The organism is Streptomyces sp. NPDC085931, assembly GCF_044540565.1.
Lineage (GTDB): Bacteria > Actinomycetota > Actinomycetes > Streptomycetales > Streptomycetaceae > Streptomyces.
This window is the reverse complement of record NZ_JBITSK010000004.1, coordinates 498,367-515,223: the sequence shown is the minus strand read 5'-3', so window position 1 is coordinate 515,223 and position 16,857 is coordinate 498,367. Positions and strand designations below refer to the sequence as shown.

The following is a 16,857-nucleotide window of genomic DNA, read 5'->3' as shown; positions in this document are numbered from 1 at the left end:
TCCGCTCCGCCGTAGAGTGGACGGTGGTCCAGTGCCGTATCGAGGAGGATGACCGTGGCGGAGGATCTCGCGGAGACCCCGGAGACTGCCGAGGAAGAGCCGATCAAGCAGCGGAAGAACGGACTGTACCCCGGCGTGTCCGACGAGCTGGCCGAGAACATGAAGAGCGGCTGGGCCGACACCGAGCTGCGTGATCTGGAGCCCATCCCCCAGGCCGCCGAGACCGCCGCCCGCCGGGCCGCGCTGTCCGCGCGCTTCCCGGGCGAGCGTCTGGTGATCCCCGCGGGCAACCTCAAGACCCGCTCGAACGACACCGAGTACGCCTTCCGCGCCTCCGTGGAGTACGCCTACCTCACCGGCAACCAGACCGAGGACGGCGTCCTGGTGCTGGAGCCCAAGGGCGACGGCCACGAGGCGACGATCTACCTCCTGCCGCGCTCCGACCGCGAGAACGGCGAGTTCTGGCTGGACGGCCAGGGCGAGCTGTGGGTGGGCCGCCGGCACTCCCTCACCGAGGCCGAGCAGCTCTACGGCATCCCCGCCTCCGACGTGCGCGAGCTGCCCGGGAAGCTGCGCGAGGCCACCGGCCCCGTGCGCGTGGTGCGCGGCCACGACGCCGGCATCGAGGCCGCGCTGACCGACAAGGTCACCGCCGAGCGCGACGAGGAACTGCGGGTCTTCCTCTCCGAGGCGCGCCTGGTCAAGGACTCCTTCGAGATCGGCGAGCTGCAGAAGGCGGTCGACTCGACCGTGCGCGGCTTCGAGGACGTCGTGAAGGTCCTCGACAAGGCCCGGGCGACCTCCGAGCGCTACATCGAGGGCACGTTCTTCCTGCGCGCCCGCGTCGAGGGCAACGACGTCGGCTACGGCACGATCGCCGCGGCCGGCCCGCACGCCTGCACGCTGCACTGGGTGCGCAACGACGGCCCCGTCCGCTCGGGCGACCTGCTGCTGCTCGACGCCGGCGTGGAGACGCACACGTACTACACGGCCGACGTGACGCGCACGCTGCCGATCAACGGCCGGTTCAGCGAGATCCAGCGCAAGATCTACGGCGCCGTGTACGACGCCCAGGAGGCCGGCATCGCCGCGGTGAAGCCGGGCGCCAAGTACCGGGACTTCCACGACGCGGCCCAGCGGGTGCTGGCCGAGCGGCTCGTGGAGTGGGGGCTCGTCGAGGGCCCGGTCGAGCGAGTGCTGGAGCTCGGGCTGCAGCGGCGCTGGACGCTGCACGGCACGGGCCACATGCTGGGCATGGACGTGCACGACTGCGCCGCCGCGCGGACCGAGACGTACGTGGACGGGGTGCTGGAGCCGGGCATGTGCCTGACGGTCGAGCCGGGGCTGTACTTCCAGGCCGACGACCTGACGGTGCCCGAGGAGTACCGGGGGATCGGGGTGCGGATCGAGGACGACATCCTCGTGACGGAGGACGGCAACCGGAACCTCAGCGCCGGGCTGCCCCGGCGGTCCGACGAGGTCGAGGCGTGGATGGCCGCCCTCAACGGCTGACCTCCCGCCGCAAAGCATCAAAAATGCGCAGGTCAGCGCCGGTTGACGTGTGAGATCATGGCCGACCTTGCCGGGCCGACTCGGGGAACGGGCGCGATCATCATGAAGAACGTTCAGACGGCGCTGACCATGCAGGACGCCATCCTCACCCTGCAGAAGTACTGGAGCGACAACGGCTGCATGATCACGCAGCCGCTGAACACCGAGGTCGGCGCCGGTACGGCCAACCCGGCCACGGCCCTGCGGGTGCTCGGCCCGGAGCCGTGGAGCGTCGCCTATGTGGAGCCGAGCGTGCGGCCGGACGACTCGCGCTACGGCGAGAACCCCAACCGGCTGCAGACCCACACCCAGTTCCAGGTGATCCTCAAGCCCGACCCGGGCAACCCGCAGGAGCTCTACCTCGGCAGCCTCCGGGCCCTCGGCGTCGACCTGAACGCGCACGACGTGCGGTTCGTCGAGGACAACTGGGCCTCCCCCGCGCTCGGCGCCTGGGGGCTGGGCTGGGAGGTCTGGCTGGACGGCATGGAGATCACCCAGTTCACCTACTTCCAGCAGGTCGGCGGCGTCGCGCTGGACCCGGTGTCGGTGGAGATCACCTACGGCCTCGAGCGCATCCTGATGAACCTCCAGGGCGTGTCCCACTTCAAGGACATCGCCTACGCGCCGGGCATCACCTACGGCGAGGTGTTCGGGCAGAACGAGTACGAGATGAGCCGGTACTACCTCGACGACGCCGACCTCGACACCAACCACCGGCTCTTCGACGCCTACGCGGCCGAGGCCCGCCGGCTGCTGGACCTGGAGCTGCCGGTACCGGCGTACACGTACGTGCTCAAGTGCAGCCACACCTTCAACGTGCTCGACGCGCGGGGGGCGATCAGCACCACCGAGCGGGCCAAGGCGTTCGCGCTGATGCGCGGTCTGACGCACGAGACGGCCAAGCTCTGGGAGCGGCGGCGGGCGGCGCTGGAGCATCCGCTCGGGGTCGCGCCCGCGCCCGCCCCGGCCGTGCGGGCCCCGCTGCCCAAGGTGCCCGGCGTCGAGACACTGCTGTTCGAGATCGGCGTGGAGGAGCTGCCCTACGCCGACGTCGTCGCCACCACCGAGGCGGTGCGCGAGTCGGTCACCGCGAAGCTCGCCGAGACCCGGCTCGGGCACGGGGCGATCAACGTGCTGGCCACGCCGCGCCGGATCGTGATCACCGTCGACGGTGTGCAGCCGCGCGAGCGGGACACCGTGCGGACCGTGCGCGGCCCCAAGGTCGCCGCCGCCTTCAAGGACGGCGCCCCCACGCCCGCGCTGCTGGGCTTCGCCCGCAGCCAGGGCGCCGAACCGTCCGACGTGCGGATCATCGAGGTCAAGGGTGTCGAGTACGTTTCGCTCACCCGGCACGAGTCGGGGCGGCCGGCCGTCGAGGTGCTCAGCGACCTGCTGGCCGAGGTGGTGTCCGGGCTGCGCGCCGGGCGGAACATGCGGTGGAGCGACCCGGGCCTGTCCTTCTCGCGGCCGGTGCGCTGGCTGCTGGCGCTGCTGGGCCGGACTCCGCTGCCCGTGGTGGTCTCCTCGCTCTCCTCGGGCGACACCACGCGGGTGCAGCGGCAGGCGCCCTACCCGGAGGTCCGGGTGACCTCCGCCGAGGGCTATCCGCACTTCCTGCACATGCACGGCATCCTGCTCGACCGGGAGGCCCGCCGCGGGGCGGTGGTGCGCGGGGCCCTGGAGGCGGCGGCCGAGGTGGGCGGGCGGATCGACGTGGAGGGCCAGGCCGGGCTGATCGACGAGATCACCGACATCCTGGAGTTCCCCTACGCCGTGCGCGGTTCGTTCGACGAGCGCTACCTCGAACTGCCCGCGAGCGTCCTGACCACCGTGATGCGCAAGCACCAGCGCTATCTGCCCGTGCTGGACGGCGACCGTCTCCTGCCCTACTTCGTCACCTTCGCCAACGCCCTGTGCGACGACGACGTGGTGCGCGCGGGCAACGAGGCCGTGCTGCGGGCGCGGTACGAGGACGCGGCGTTCTTCTGGCGGGCGGATCTGAAGGTGGCGCCGGAGGAGTTCCGGCGCCGGCTGGACAAGCTGACCTTCGAGGACCGGCTCGGCACGGTCGCCGACCGCGCCGGGCGGCTCGGCTCGCTCGCCCTGGACCTGGCCGGGCGCGCCGGGCTGCCGGAGGAGACCGTGCAGGTGGTGCGGCGGGCCGGTGCGCTGGCCAAGTTCGACCTGGCCTCCCAGATGGTGATCGAGTTCTCCGGACTCGCCGGGGTGATGGCCGAGGAGTACGCCCGCCGGGCCGGCGAGTCCCCCGAGGTCGCCCGGGCCCTGGCCGAGATGGAGCTGCCGCGCTCCGCCGGAGGCGCCCTGCCCGCCGGGGACGCGGGTGCCGTGCTGTCGCTCGCCGACCGGTTCGACCTGGTGACGGGCATGTTCGTGATCGGGGCGGCGCCGACCGGGAGTTCCGACCCGTACGGGGTGCGGCGGGCCGCGATCGGGCTGCTCAACGTGTTGCGCAGCGTGCCGGCCGTGGCGGGGATCCGGGTGGGCGACGGTCTGCGCGCCGCGGCCGTGCGGTACGCCGCGCAAGGCGTGGCCGTGCCCGCCGACCGGGTCGCCGAGGCCGCCGAGCTGATCACCCGGCGGTACGAGCAGCAGCTCACGGACGCCGGGCACGAGCACCGGCTGGTGCAGGCCGTGCTGGTGTGGGCCGACCGGCCCGCGCACGGGGATCGGACGCTCGCCACGCTGGAGCGGCATGTCGGCACCGAGGCGTTCGAGGCGCTGGCGGCCGCCTTCCAGCGGGTGGTGCGGATCCTCCCCGAGGGAGGTGTCGACGGGGCCGATCCGTCCCTGCTGACCGCGCCCGCCGAGCTGCGCCTGGCCGAGAGCGTGCAGAGCGTGCGTCAGGCCCTGGAGGGCCGTGAGGACGATCTCGGCGCGCTGATCGAGGTCTCCGCCCCCCTCGTCGAGGCGATCGGCACGTTCTTCGACGAGGTGCTGGTGATGGATCCGGACCCGGCCCTGCGGGCGGCGCGGCTGGCGCTGCTGACGGAGGTGGCGGGGCTGGCGCGGACGACCCTGGACTGGGGAGCGCTGTAGGGGGCGCCGCGCGCAGGGGGCGGTGTTTCACGTGAAACACCGCCCGGCCGGGTCGGTCAGACCGCCATCAGCGGTGCGTCCTCGCGCCACTTGAGGACCTTGTCGAAGCTCACCACGGCTCCGCCCCGGCCCGGCTTGTTGCCGATGTGGACGTGGTCGGCGAGTTCCTCGATGAGGCACAGCCCTCTGCCGTTCTCGGCGTCGGTGTGGGCCGGCCGGATCAGAGGGAGGGACCGGCCAGCGGAGGCCGCGGGGAATCCCGGACCCGCGTCGGCCACCTCGATCCGGCACTTTTCGCCGTCGAGGTAGGCGGTCACCCGGTAGGCCTCCGAACCGGGGCCGCGCCCCGTGTCCCCGCCGTGCTCGACGGCGTTCGCGCAGGCCTCGCTGAGGGCGACGGAGAGGTCGTAGGAGATGTCGGGGTCCACGCCCGCGGTCTCCATCGTGCCGATCAGCAGGCGGCGGGCGAGGGGCACGCTCGCGGCTTCGCGCCGCAGATGGAGTGACCACCAGATGCTCATGCTCCAGCCTCCTGGCCGCGGCTCGACATACCGTTACGTATTGCCCTCCGTGCCCGCGTGTAAGCGTGAAGTTGACGTGATGCCGCCCATACGGCGGATGCGCACTGGTCCTGATCGGTGTATGTGAGGGCGGGCGGCGGCGCAGCGGGGAGCGAGGATCGGCGCAGCCGGGGGCGCGCCCGGCCAGAGCATGACGTTCCGGTCGTACGGCATCTTGTGGACCTGCCGTACGGGACGGCCGGGGCCAGTGCGATGATGAGCCCGCCATGCTTGCCCCCCACACGCCCACGAAGCGCTCCGGAGCCACGCTCCGGATCCTGCGGGCCGCGGTGTTCGCCGCGGTCTGCGTCGTGCTGGCCGGGGCAGGTCACGCCGTCGCCTCCTGTGACGGCATCCCGCTGTGGACGCTGGGCGCCGGGTTCCTCGGCGTGGCCGCGGTGGCCGTCCCGCTCGCCGGGCGCGCCCGCACACTGCCGGGCATCGCCGCCCTGCTCGCGGTCGGCCAGACGGTGCTGCACACGGTGTTCGGCCTGGGCCAGCACGGCACGGCCGCCCTCGCCGCACCGCGGCCGGCGGGTCTGAGCGACGCCGCTCTGGTCCAGCAGGCCGCGCGCTTCGTGTGCGGCACGACGGCGGCGGCGATCAGTCCGGCGCAGGCCCACCGGATCCTCACCGACGCCCGGGTCCAGCCGCCTGCGGGAACGCACACGCACCTGGCCACGGACGCCGTGTCCGGGGCGCCGGCCTCGCTGTGGCCGTCCCTGCCGATGCTGCTCGGTCACCTCCTCGCGGCGCTCGCCGCGGGCTGGCTGCTGCGCCGCGGCGACCTGGCGGTGCTGCGCCTCACCGAACTGTCGGCGCAGGGCGTCGCCGAAGGGGCACTGGTCCGCTCGCTGCGGGCCGCGCTCGCGCTGGTGCGCGCCCTGCGCGCCGGGCTTCCCGGCGCGCCCGAGGCCCGTCCGCGCCCCACGCACGCCCTGCGGCCCGTGCCCCCGATGCCCCGCACCCTCGCGCTCCAGCACACGGTGATCCGGCGGGGCCCGCCCGCCGCGACGGCTTCCGCAGCCGCACTCGCCCTCGCCGCCTGACGCGACGCGACCACCGCCGCTCCGCCGTCCGGAATCCTGGTGCCCGAAGCCCATGGATGCCCGGACACCCCGGAGGAGGTGCCGCCGTCGCGCGGCACGCGCGCGTGCGCGTTCCCTCTTCCTCATCCCGACTCACAGCGGAGTGCTTCCTTCCATGAAGGCTTCCCGTATCGCCGCGGCCGGTGCCGCCGCCGGTATCACCGTCCTCGCCCTGTCCGCCCCCGCCTTCGCGCACGTCACCGTGCAGCCCGAGGGCACGGCCGCCAAGGGCGGCTACGCGGTCGTCGACTTCAAGGTGCCGAACGAGCGCGACGACGCCTCCACCACCAAGCTCGAGGTCACCTTCCCGACCGACCACCCGCTGGCCTCCGTCATGCCCGAGCCGATGCCCGGCTGGAAGATCGAGGTCACCAAGTCCACGCTGGACAAGCCGCTGGAGATGCACGGCGAGAAGATCACCGAGGCGGTCTCCAAGGTCACCTGGACCGCCGACGGCAAGGGCATCCAGCCCGGCTACTTCGAGAAGTTCCCGCTCTCCGTCGGGCAGCTGCCCGAGGACACCGACCAGCTGGTCTTCAAGGCCCTGCAGACGTACTCCAACAAGGAGGTCGTCCGCTGGATCGAGGTGCCGCAGGAGGGCCAGGAGGAGCCCGACAACCCGGCCCCCGTGCTGAAGCTGTCCGCCGCCTCCGAGGACGGGCACCACGACGCGGCCGCCGATGACGACGCCGACTCCGAGTCGGCCGAGAAGGCCTCCGCCGAGACCGCCGCGGACGACTCCGACTCCTCCGGCGGCACCGACACCACCGCCCGCGTCCTGGGCGTCGTCGGCATCGTCGTCGGCGCGGCCGGTGTCGCCTACGGCGTGCTCGCCGGGCGCCGGCGCAGCAACGCCTGACGCCGCTTCCTCGCACGGCGCGCACCGGGGGCACACGCCCGGATCCACGGGGCACACCCCGGTCCACGGGGGCACGCCCCCGGTTCCCTGGGGCACCCCGGTGCGCGCCGGGCCACCGACATCTGGGACATTTCTCTATGCGCACCAAGACCTTCGCGGCGGCCGCACTGCTCGCCGCCGCATCCCTGACCCTGACCGCCTGCGGCAGCGGCGACGACAGCAACAAGCCCGTCGCCGTGGTGTCGGAGGAGGCCGGCACCGACAAGGCCGCCACGGTCCTCGACAAGCCCTTCGAGAAGCCGGACCTGGTCCTCACCGACACCCGGGGCGAGAAGTACGACCTCCGCAAGGAGACCGCGGGCAAGCCGACGCTGATCTACTTCGGCTACACGCACTGCCCCGACGTCTGCCCGCTGACGATGAACAACATCGCCGTCGCCACCAAGCAGCTCCCGAAGGCCGAGCAGGACGACCTGCGCGTCGTCTTCGTCACCACCGACCCCGAGCGCGACACCCCGGCCGAGCTGGGCAAGTGGCTCAAGGGCATCGACTCCCGGTTCGTCGGCCTCACCGGTGACTTCGCCACCGTGCAGGCCGGCGCCCGCACCCTCGGCATCTCCATCGACCCGCCGCGCAAGGACAAGAACGGCAAGGTCGTCTCCGAGCACGGCACCCAGGTCATCGCGTTCTCGCCGAAGACCGACGGCGGCTACGTGCTCTACGGCGAGGACGCCACGGTCCAGGACTACACCAAGGACCTGCCCAGGATCGTCAAGGGGGAGACCCCGTGAGGCGGCGGCTCGCCCCGGCGGCCCTCGTCATAGCCGGATCGCTGGCCCTGGCGGGCTGCGGAGAGGGCGACGGCGGCTCGGGCGGTGCGGCCGAGCTGTCCGTCGGCTCCGCGTACATGCCGCAGCCGGTCTCCGACGAGATGGCGGCCGGTTTCCTCACCGTCACCAACAAGGGCGGCACCGCCGACGCACTGACGTCGGTCAGCAGCGACATCGCCGGACGGGTCACCGTGCACGAGACCACCGGCGGTGCCATGCGGGAGGTCGAGAGCCTCACCGTCCCCGCCCACGGGGAACTGGTGCTGAGGACCGGCGGCGACCACCTGATGTTCGAGCAGCTCAAGCGCAAGCCGAAGGAAGGCCAGACCGTCTCCGTCGAACTGCGCTTCGCCCACTCCGACCCCGTCGAGGTGGAGATGCCGGTGAAGGCCGCCACCTACACCCCGACGACCGGACACTGACGGAGGGACCCCTGTGACCCCGACCATCGCCCCCCGCGTCCGGACCCTGGTGCTGCTGCTCCTGGCCGCGGTCTGCGCCCTGCTCGCCGGGGCCGGCCCGGTCTCGGCGCACGCCGCGGTGACCGGCAGCGACCCCGCGCAGGGGGCGGTGGTCGACCAGGCCCCGTCCCGGATCTCGCTCACCTTCTCCGAGCAGGTCGCGCTCTCCGACGACTCGCTGCGCGTGCTCGACCCCGACGGCAAGCGCGTCGACACCGGCAAGCCCTCCGCCGTCGGCGGCACGACGTACGCCGTGCGCCTGCAGCCGGACCTGTCCGACGGCACCTACACGGTGGCCTACCAGGTCGTCTCGGCGGACAGCCACCCCGTCGCCGGCGCCTACACCTTCTCCATCGGCGCCCCCTCCAAGACGAGCGTGGCCGTGTCCGGGCAGGGAGCCGACGACGGGGTCGTCGGCTGGCTGTACGGCTTCGGGCGGTACGTGTCGTACGCCGGTTTCATCGTGATGGCCGGCGGCGCCGCCTTCGTGCTGGCCTGCTGGCCGAGCGGGTCCGGGGTGCGGCCGGTGCAGCGGTTCGTCGTCTCCGGGTGGCTCGCGCTCACCGCCGCCACCCTCGCCCTGCTCCTGCTGCGCGGCTCCTTCACCGGCTCCGGGAAGGTCACCGACATCTTCGACCTGTCCCTGCTGGGGCAGGTGCTGCAGACCAAGACCGGCGCGGCCCTGGTCTCCCGGCTGCTGCTGCTGGCGGCCGCCGCGCTGTTCATCGCCGTGCTGTTCGGCGCGTACGACAAGCGTGAGGACCCCCAGGAGAAGCGGGACCTGACCTTCGGGCTCGCCATCGGCGGTGTCGTCGTGGCCGCGGGGCTCGCCGCGAGCTGGGCGATGTCCGAGCACGCCTCGGTCGGCATCCAGGCGGGTATCGCCATGCCGGTCGACGTCCTCCACCTGCTGGCCGTCGCCGCCTGGCTCGGCGGACTCGGCGCGCTCCTGGTCGCCCTGTACCGGGCGCCCGCCGACGCCCTCGTCGACGCGTCCGCCGTACGCCGCTTCTCGCGGGTCGCCTTCGGCAGCGTGCTCGCGCTGATCGCGACCGGCACGTACCAGTCGTGGCGGCAGCTCGGCTCCTGGTCGGCCTTCACCGACACCCGGTACGGTCTGCTCCTCCTGGCCAAGATCGTCCTCATCGCCGTCCTCGTCGGCGTCGCCTGGATCTCGCGCCGGTGGACCGGCCGGCTGACCGAGGCAGCGCCGGCCACGGCGGATCGGGAGAAGGTACCGGCCGGTGCGGAGGCCTCCGGCGAGGCGGGCAGCGAGGCAGGCGCCGAACCTGCCGTGGCGTCCGCCGTGGACGAGGGGGGATCCGAGAGGACCGACAGGTCCGAGAGGTCCGGCGAGACCGAGAAGTCCGCCGCCGAACCCGCAGACGAGTCCGCAGCCGAGCCCACGGGCGTGCCCGCCGGCGAACCCACCGGCAAGCCCGCCGACGAACCCGCCGACGCCGAGCGTGCCGCTCAGCTCGCCCGGCAGCGGGCCGCCCGGGACGCCGCCCGGCGGAAACGGCTGCGGGACGCCGACCCGAACCGCTTCGGGCTGCGCCGCTCGGTGCTGGCCGAGGCCGGTGTCGCGGTCGTCCTGCTCGCCGTCACCACCGTGCTGACGCAGACCGAGCCGGGGCGTACGGAGCAGGAGGCCGAGGCGGCCTCCTCGTCCTCTTCGTCGTCCTCGTCGTCCTCCGCCGCCGACACGGCGACCTCCGGGGCGCTCACCCTGAACATGCCCTTCGACACCGGCGGCCGGAACGGCAAGGGCGTCGTCACCGTCGACCTCGACCCCGCCCGCGTCGGCGCCAACGAGATGCACGTCTACGTGGAGCGGCCCGACGGCCAGGCCTTCGACATCCCGGAGGTCAAGGTCGAGTTCACCCTCAAGGCCAAGGACATCGGGCCCCTGCCCGTCGTCCCCGACCACCTCGCTACCGGACACTGGTCGGCGAACGGAGTGCAGATCCCCATGGCCGGCGACTGGCAGGTCGACGTGACCGTGCGGACCTCCGACATCGACGAGGTGACCGTCACCAAGAACGCGCAGATCGGCTGAACGACCATGCCCGACCCGTCCCTCCCCCAGGCCCGCATCCCCGAAGCCGCCCCGGAGCACACCGAGGCGGCCACCGCCCACGAGGGCATCTCCCGGCGGCGGCTGCTCGGCACCGCCGGCGCCACCGGACTGGTGCTCGGCACGGCCGGCACCGCCGCGGGCTACGCCGCCGCCCCTTCCGAGGCGGCCGCTCCGCTCACCTCGCTCGGCACCGACCGGGCGATGTTTCACGGGAAACATCAGCCCGGCATCACCGACGGCCTCCAGGCCCGCGGCCATCTCGTCGCCTTCGACCTGGCGCCGGGCGCCGGCCGCAAGGAGGCCGCGGCCCTGCTCCGCCGCTGGTCGGAGACGGCCCGGCGGCTGATGGCGGGCGAGCCGAGCGCCCACGGCGACACCGACGTGGCCCGCGACGCCGGCCCTTCGTCGCTGACGGTCACCTTCGGCTTCGGGCACAGCTTCTTCGCCCGGACGGGCCTGGAGAAGCAGCGCCCGGTGGCGCTGGACCCGTTGCCCGCGTTCTCCTCCGACCGCCTCGACCCGAAGCGCAGCAACGGCGACCTGTGGGTGCAGATCGGTGCCAACGACGCCCTCGTCGCCTTCCACGCCCTGCGCGCGATCCAGAAGGACGCGGGCCGTGCCGCCCGGGTGCGGTGGCAGATGAACGGCTTCAACCGCTCGCCCGGCGCCACCGCCCACCCGATGACGGCTCGCAACCTCATGGGCCAGATCGACGGCACCCGCAACCCGAAGCCGGACGAGCCCGACTTCGACCGGCGGATCTTCGTCCCGGAGAACGGCGAACCGGCGTGGATGGCGCACGGCTCCTACGCCGTCGTCCGCAGGATCCGCATGCTCCTCGACGACTGGGAGAAGCTCTCCGTCAAGGCCCAGGAGGAGGTCATCGGGCGCCGCAAGTCCGACGGGGCCGCGCTGTCCGGCGGTACCGAGACGACCGCGATGGACCTGGAGAAGACCGACGCCGAGGGCAACCTCGTCGTCCCGGTCAACGCCCACGCCCGCATCACCCGGCCCGACCAGAACGGCGGTGCCGCGATGCTGCGCCGCCCGTTCTCCTTCCACGACGGCATCGACGCCGACGGGGTGCCCGACGCGGGCCTGCTCTTCATCTGCTGGCAGGCCGACCCGCTGCGCGGCTTCGTCCCGGTGCAGCGCAAGCTCGACCGCGGCGACGCCCTGTCGCCGTTCATCCGGCACGAGTCGAGCGGGCTGTTCGCGGTGCCCGGCGGGGCGGCGGAAGGGGAGTACGTGGGACAGAAGTTGCTGGAGGGGTGAGAGTCGTTTCAGGTACGGGAAGGTGCGGAGAGCGCTTCCGCGGGCCCATTAGGGTGAGGTCATGCCAGCGAGCTATGCGTATCTCGGCCCCGAGGGCACCTTCACCGAAGTCGCCCTGCGCACGCTTCCCGAGGCCGCCACCCGGGAGCTCATCCCGTACGTGTCCGTCCAGTCCGCACTCGACGCGGTACGCGCCGGCGAGGCCGAGGCCGCGTTCGTGCCCATCGAGAACTCCGTCGAGGGCGGCATCACGACCACGCTCGACGAACTCGTCGCCGGGGCCCCGCTGATGATCTACCGCGAGGTGCTGCTCTCCATCACCTTCGCGCTCCTCGTCCGCCCGGGCACGAAGCTGTCGGACATCAAGACCGTCTCCGCGCACCCGGCCGCCCAGCCGCAGGTGCGCAACTGGCTGAGGAAACACCTGCCGGACGCGCACTGGGAGTCGGCCGCCTCGAACGCGGACGCCGCCCGGCTGGTCCAGGAGGGGCAGTACGACGCCGCCTTCGCCGGGGAGTTCGCGGCCGCCCGCTACGGCCTGGAAGCCCTGGAGACCGGCATCCACGACGCCGAGAACGCCCAGACCCGGTTCGTGCTGGTCGGCCGGCCCGCCCGGCCCGCCGCCCCGACCGGCGCGGACAAGACCTCCGTCGTGCTGTGGCAGCGCGACGACCACCCCGGCGGCCTGCGCGACCTGCTCGGCGAGTTCGCCACCCGGGGCATCAACCTGATGCTGCTCCAGTCCCGGCCGACGGGTGCCGGTATCGGCAACTACTGCTTCTGCATCGACGCCGAGGGCCACATCTCCGACCGCCGGGTGGCCGAGGCCCTGATGGGGCTGAAGCGGATCTGCCTCCAGGTGCGCTACCTGGGCTCGTATCCGCGCGCCGATGTGCAGCCGGCGCAGGTGCGGCAGCCGCGGCCGGGGACGTCGGACGAGGAGTTCGTGGCAGCGGCGGACTGGGTCGCGCGGTGCCAGGACGGCCGCTTCTAGGCCGGTCGTACCTGCCGACCGTCGTTATCCACAGAAGTTATCCACAGGTCCGCTTCTCGACCTGGGGACAAGTCGACAACGAACCGTGAGCCAGTCGACAAATCGCCCTACAGGCCCCTGATACGTCCATCAAGGGGCAGGTCACCCTTCGTCCACCGTTTCCCCTTGCGTCACCCTTCGGGGTGACCCGTTTCCACTCGAAAGTGAGGGTAGAGCGGGTTTGCGGTGGGAATTCTCCCGGGCGGCCCCGTCTTGCGGAGAGATCAATTCCGGAGTCCACAGATCTTCCACACAGCCTGTGGATAACTCTTGGGCGGGTGTGGATTCCTGTGGACAACCGAAGCCCAAGTCCCGCTCCCCACAAGGGATTCGAGTCAATGCGGCGCCCGCCGGATGCCTCGTTCCGGGGAGAGGCGTCCCCTTTATTGACACTGCGCGCAATTCACTCATAACGGTACGTAAGGCGCGACGGGAATAGTGAGTCGTGGGCGGTCATCCCACACCGGTAGCCTGGAGCGCGTGATTGACCTTCGCCTGCTCCGTGAGGACCCCGACCGTGTGCGCGCCTCCCAGCGTGCCCGTGGAGAGGACGTCGCGCTCGTCGACTCCCTCCTGTCTGCCGACGAGCGGCGCAGGTCGTCCGGCGTCCGCTTCGACGAGCTGCGCGCCGAGCAGAAGGCGCTCGGCAAGCTGATCCCCAAGGCGTCCGGGGACGAGAAGGCCGAGCTGCTGAAGAAGGCGAGCCAGCTCGCCGCCGACGTCAAGGCGGCCGACGCGGAACGCGACGCCGCGGCCACCGAGACCCAGGAGCTGCTGCAGAAGCTCGGCAACCTCGTCCACCCCGACGTGCCCGTGGGCGGCGAGGAGGACTTCGTCACGCTGGAGACGCACGGCACGATCCGTGACTTCGCCGCCGAGGGCTTCGAGCCCCGCGACCACCTGGAACTCGGCCACCTCCTCGGCGCGATCGACGTCGAGCGCGGCGCCAAGGTCTCCGGCTCGCGCTTCTACTTCCTCACCGGGGTGGGCGCCCTGCTGGAGCTCGCCCTGGTGAACGCGGCGATGGCCCAGGCCACGGCGGCCGGCTTCACGCCGATGCTGACCCCGGCCCTGGTCCGCCCCCAGTCCATGGCGGGCACGGGCTTCCTCGGCCAGGCCGCCCAGGACGTCTACCACCTCCAGGACGACGACCTCTACCTGGTCGGCACCTCCGAGGTCGCGCTCGCGGCGTACCACATGGACGAGATCCTCGACGCCGACCGCCTCCCGCTGCGCTACGCGGGCTTCTCGCCCTGCTTCCGCCGCGAGGCCGGCTCGCACGGCAAGGACACCCGCGGCATCTTCCGCGTGCACCAGTTCGACAAGGTCGAGATGTTCTCCTACGTCGCCCCGGAGGACTCGCAGGCCGAGCACCAGCGGCTGCTGGAGTGGGAGAAGCAGTGGCTGACCTCGCTCGAGCTGCCGTTCCGGGTCATCGACGTCGCCTCCGCCGATCTCGGCTCCTCGGCCGCCCGCAAGTTCGACTGCGAGGCGTGGATCCCGACCCAGGGCAAGTACCGCGAGCTGACCTCGACCTCGGACTGCACCGAGTTCCAGTCCCGCCGCCTGTCGATCCGCGTCCGTGACGGCAAGCAGGTCCGCCCGCTGGCCACGCTGAACGGCACGCTCTGCGCCGTCCCGCGCACGATCGTGGCGATCCTGGAGAACCACCAGCAGCCCGACGGCTCGGTGCGCGTGCCCGAGGTGCTGCGCCCGTACCTGGGCGGCCGGGAGGTCCTGGAGCCGGTGGCCACGTGAGCGACACGGCCCCCGCGGGCGGCTTCCCCTACAAGCTCGTCGCCACCGACCTCGACGGCACGCTGCTGCGTTCCGACGACACGGTGTCGCAGCGCACCCGTGACGCGCTCGCCGCCGCCACCGCGGCGGGCGCGGCGCACATCGTCGTCACCGGCCGCGCCGTCCCCTGGACCCGGCACATCCTCGACGACCTGGGGTACGAGGGTCTGGCCGTCTGCGGCCAGGGCGCGCAGGTGTACGACGCCGGCGCCCGCCGCCTTTTGACCTCCGTCACGCTGGACCGGCAGCTCGCCGGGGTGGCCCTGGCCAAGATCGAGGCGGAGGTCGGCCCGCTGTACCTGGCCGCGAGCCGCGACGGCCTGGACGGCGAGGTGCTGGTGGGCCCGGGCTACGCGGCGCACGGCAAGCTGCCCGCGACCCCCTTCACGGACGCGTCGGACCTGTGGACCGCGCCCCTGAACAAGCTCTACATCCAGCACCCGACTCTGTCGGACGACGAGTTGTGCGAGGCGGCCACCCGGACCGCCGGCGGTTTCGTCACCGTCACGATGGCGGGCCCGGGCATCGTCGAGCTCCTCCCCCTGGGCTTGTCCAAGGCCACCGGCCTGTCGCTGGCGGCCCGCCGGCTCAAGCTGAAGGCGGCCGACACGATCGCCTTCGGCGACATGCCCAACGACATCCCGATGTTCGCCTGGGCCTCCTACGGTGTCGCCATGGCCGACGCCCACGAGGAGCTGAAGGCGGTGGCCGACGAGGTGACGTCCTCCAACGAGGAGGACGGGATCGCGGTGGTGCTGGAGCGGTTGCTGGGCTGAACCTTCGTGTCGCGTGTGCGGCGGAGGATGCACGGATCGAACGTGCGCGGGCCTTCCAGCCCGACCATGGCTCAGCAAGCCAGTGCCTTACCCCTCGGCCAATCCTCCGGGTGGGCGGCCCACGCGATGTGCGCGTCGCGTGCTCGAAGCGGCCGCCCCGGGCAGCTCCCCGTGTGGGGCGAGGCTCCACGGAGTGGTGGCGACTACTCCGGAACCCGCCGCGGGCTGCCCTGAAGGGAGCTGGACGTACTGCCGTGCATGGGCATCGTCCCGCTCCTCTCCCAGACCGTGCCGCCGGGTCTCTCGCCCGGCGGGGACACGACCACTCTGCCTGCCGGGCGAAGGGGACGCCACCGATTAAATCGACGCGTGAGGGCTACTGGTGGGCCGGCCGGCCCACCGGTCGGTGGTCCTGGCGCCTGCGCCACCTGCGCCGCCGCGCCGTGCCGAAGAACCAGCCCGCGGGCGGCTCGTCGGAGCGCCAGGGCTGCGGCTGTGGATCCTCCCGGCGCCAGCGCGCGGCCAGCATCCGGGCCCGGGCCGACGGCTCGGAGGTCTCGGCGGAGCGTATGAAGTCGTCGTCCAGGACGAGGCCGTCCCAGGTGTCGTCCCCGGACCCGGATCCCGGCTGCCCGCGGTCGTCGTACCGAGCCCTCTCGCCCGCCATGTGCGTCCCTCCCGGCCGTCCGACTCCCGTGCGGTGGTGCTATGTCCTGTTCGCCCAGTGTGCCTCGACGGGGGTGAAGCCCCCGTCAAGGCCGGGGCACGTCACTCCTCGCCGGCCAGCGTGAGCGAGCGCAGCTTCTGACCGGCGTACCAGGTGGCCAGCACCGTGACGGCGACCAGCAGCACCGTCGCCGTGGTCAGGCCCACGTCCGAGGTCACCAGCTCCCCGCCGGCCACCTTCTGAGCCACCGCCAGCGACCACTGCTGGACGCTCAGCGTGCGCGCGCCCGGCACCAGGGAGCCGAACAGCGCCTCCCAGACCAGGGCGTAGACGAGGCCGAACACCACGGCGTGCCGCGAGACCGTGCCGAGCAGCAGGAACAGGGCCGCGTAGGCGATGGAGGCGACCAGGGCCGCCACCGTGTAGGCCACGGCGATCTGCTGGCCGTTGCCGTTGAGGATGAAGCCGGCGATCAGTGTCGGCACCGCGGAGAACACCATGGTCACCGCGATGGCCACGATCAGCTTGGTGAAGATGATGGTCGGCCGCTTGATCGGCTTGGACAGCAGGTACACCACCGAGCCGTCGTCGATCTCCGGGCCGATGGCGCCGGTGCCGGCGATGACGCCGATGATCGGCACCATGGTGGCCAGGGCGAGGCCGCCGAGCAGGTCGGACGCCGTCTGGTCGTCCGCTCCGGCCAGGGCGCGCACGGCCACGGCGATCACGATGAGCAGCAGCGGCAGCGCGCCGAGGATGAGGGCCCGGCGCCGGCCGAGCAGGGCCCGGTAGGTGAGCCGGGCGACTGTGGGGTCGTACATCA

At 72.3% G+C, this 16,857-nt stretch carries 14 protein-coding genes and 1 tRNA gene; 11 read left to right on the top strand and 4 right to left on the bottom strand.

Going from position 1 to position 16,857, the window contains the following annotated elements; all coding sequences use genetic code 11:
• Positions 1 to 48 precede the first annotated feature (48 nt).
• On the top strand, positions 49 to 1,512 hold the full coding sequence (locus tag ACIGAN_RS11085; RefSeq protein WP_399856777.1) for an aminopeptidase P family protein: 1,464 nt from the start codon (positions 49 to 51) through the stop codon (positions 1,510 to 1,512).
• Positions 1,513 to 1,614: 102 nt separating this feature from the next.
• Entirely contained in the window at positions 1,615 to 4,608 is a 2,994-nt protein-coding gene (locus ACIGAN_RS11080) for a glycine--tRNA ligase (protein WP_399856775.1), read from the top strand.
• 56 nt (positions 4,609 to 4,664) lie between these two features.
• On the opposite strand, the gene ACIGAN_RS11075 is transcribed toward ACIGAN_RS11080, so the two are convergent.
• The gene (locus tag ACIGAN_RS11075; RefSeq protein ID WP_399856773.1) at positions 4,665 to 5,129 is read right to left on the bottom strand and encodes an ATP-binding protein; all 465 of its coding nucleotides are present in this window, start codon (positions 5,127 to 5,129) and stop codon (positions 4,665 to 4,667) included.
• A gap of 266 nt (positions 5,130 to 5,395) precedes the next feature.
• Between ACIGAN_RS11075 and ACIGAN_RS11070 the strand changes: the two genes are divergently transcribed.
• The 9 genes from ACIGAN_RS11070 (at position 5,396) to ACIGAN_RS11030 (ending at position 15,367) form a co-directional block, all read left to right on the top strand.
• Positions 5,396 to 6,217, top strand: coding sequence for a hypothetical protein (locus tag ACIGAN_RS11070; RefSeq protein WP_399856771.1), 822 nt, complete (start codon positions 5,396 to 5,398; stop codon positions 6,215 to 6,217).
• A 154-nt stretch (positions 6,218 to 6,371) separates the two neighbouring features.
• Positions 6,372 to 7,115, top strand: coding sequence for a YcnI family protein (locus ACIGAN_RS11065; RefSeq protein WP_399856769.1), 744 nt, complete (start codon positions 6,372 to 6,374; stop codon positions 7,113 to 7,115).
• Between the two features lie 137 nt (positions 7,116 to 7,252).
• Positions 7,253 to 7,906, top strand: coding sequence for an SCO family protein (locus ACIGAN_RS11060; protein ID WP_365088504.1), 654 nt, complete (start codon positions 7,253 to 7,255; stop codon positions 7,904 to 7,906).
• Positions 7,903 to 8,367, top strand: coding sequence for a copper chaperone PCu(A)C (locus ACIGAN_RS11055; protein WP_399856767.1), 465 nt, complete (start codon positions 7,903 to 7,905; stop codon positions 8,365 to 8,367). The genes ACIGAN_RS11060 and ACIGAN_RS11055 overlap by 4 nt, the downstream gene beginning before the upstream one ends.
• A 13-nt stretch (positions 8,368 to 8,380) precedes the next feature.
• Entirely contained in the window at positions 8,381 to 10,465 is a 2,085-nt protein-coding gene (locus ACIGAN_RS11050; protein WP_399856765.1) for a copper resistance protein CopC, read from the top strand.
• A gap of 6 nt (positions 10,466 to 10,471) precedes the next feature.
• Positions 10,472 to 11,761 carry an iron uptake transporter deferrochelatase/peroxidase subunit gene (gene efeB / locus ACIGAN_RS11045; protein WP_399856763.1) on the top strand — a complete coding sequence of 430 codons (1,290 nt, stop codon included), beginning with the start codon at positions 10,472 to 10,474 and terminating at the stop codon, positions 11,759 to 11,761.
• Positions 11,762 to 11,822: 61 nt separating this feature from the next.
• A complete protein-coding gene (pheA, locus tag ACIGAN_RS11040) occupies positions 11,823 to 12,755 on the top strand; it encodes a prephenate dehydratase (protein WP_365088508.1) in 933 nt (310 codons plus the stop codon).
• A gap of 519 nt (positions 12,756 to 13,274) precedes the next feature.
• Positions 13,275 to 14,552 carry a serine--tRNA ligase gene (serS, locus tag ACIGAN_RS11035; protein ID WP_365736514.1) on the top strand — a complete coding sequence of 426 codons (1,278 nt, stop codon included), beginning with the start codon at positions 13,275 to 13,277 and terminating at the stop codon, positions 14,550 to 14,552.
• On the top strand, positions 14,549 to 15,367 hold the full coding sequence (locus ACIGAN_RS11030; protein WP_365088510.1) for an HAD family hydrolase: 819 nt from the start codon (positions 14,549 to 14,551) through the stop codon (positions 15,365 to 15,367). Before serS ends, ACIGAN_RS11030 begins: the two co-directional genes overlap by 4 nt.
• A gap of 21 nt (positions 15,368 to 15,388) precedes the next feature.
• Here ACIGAN_RS11030 and ACIGAN_RS11025 read toward each other — a convergent pair.
• The 3 genes from ACIGAN_RS11025 to ACIGAN_RS11015 all read right to left on the bottom strand — a co-directional run bounded on the left by ACIGAN_RS11025 (position 15,389) and on the right by ACIGAN_RS11015 (position 16,855).
• A tRNA-Ser gene (locus tag ACIGAN_RS11025) sits at positions 15,389 to 15,475 on the bottom strand.
• Positions 15,476 to 15,743: 268 nt separating this feature from the next.
• Positions 15,744 to 16,034, bottom strand: a complete 291-nt coding sequence (locus ACIGAN_RS11020) for an SGM_3592 family protein (RefSeq protein ID WP_399856760.1) — start codon at positions 16,032 to 16,034, stop codon at positions 15,744 to 15,746.
• A 101-nt stretch (positions 16,035 to 16,135) separates the two neighbouring features.
• On the bottom strand, positions 16,136 to 16,855 hold the full coding sequence (locus tag ACIGAN_RS11015; RefSeq protein ID WP_309093650.1) for an ABC transporter permease: 720 nt from the start codon (positions 16,853 to 16,855) through the stop codon (positions 16,136 to 16,138).
• Positions 16,856 to 16,857 lie beyond the last annotated feature (2 nt).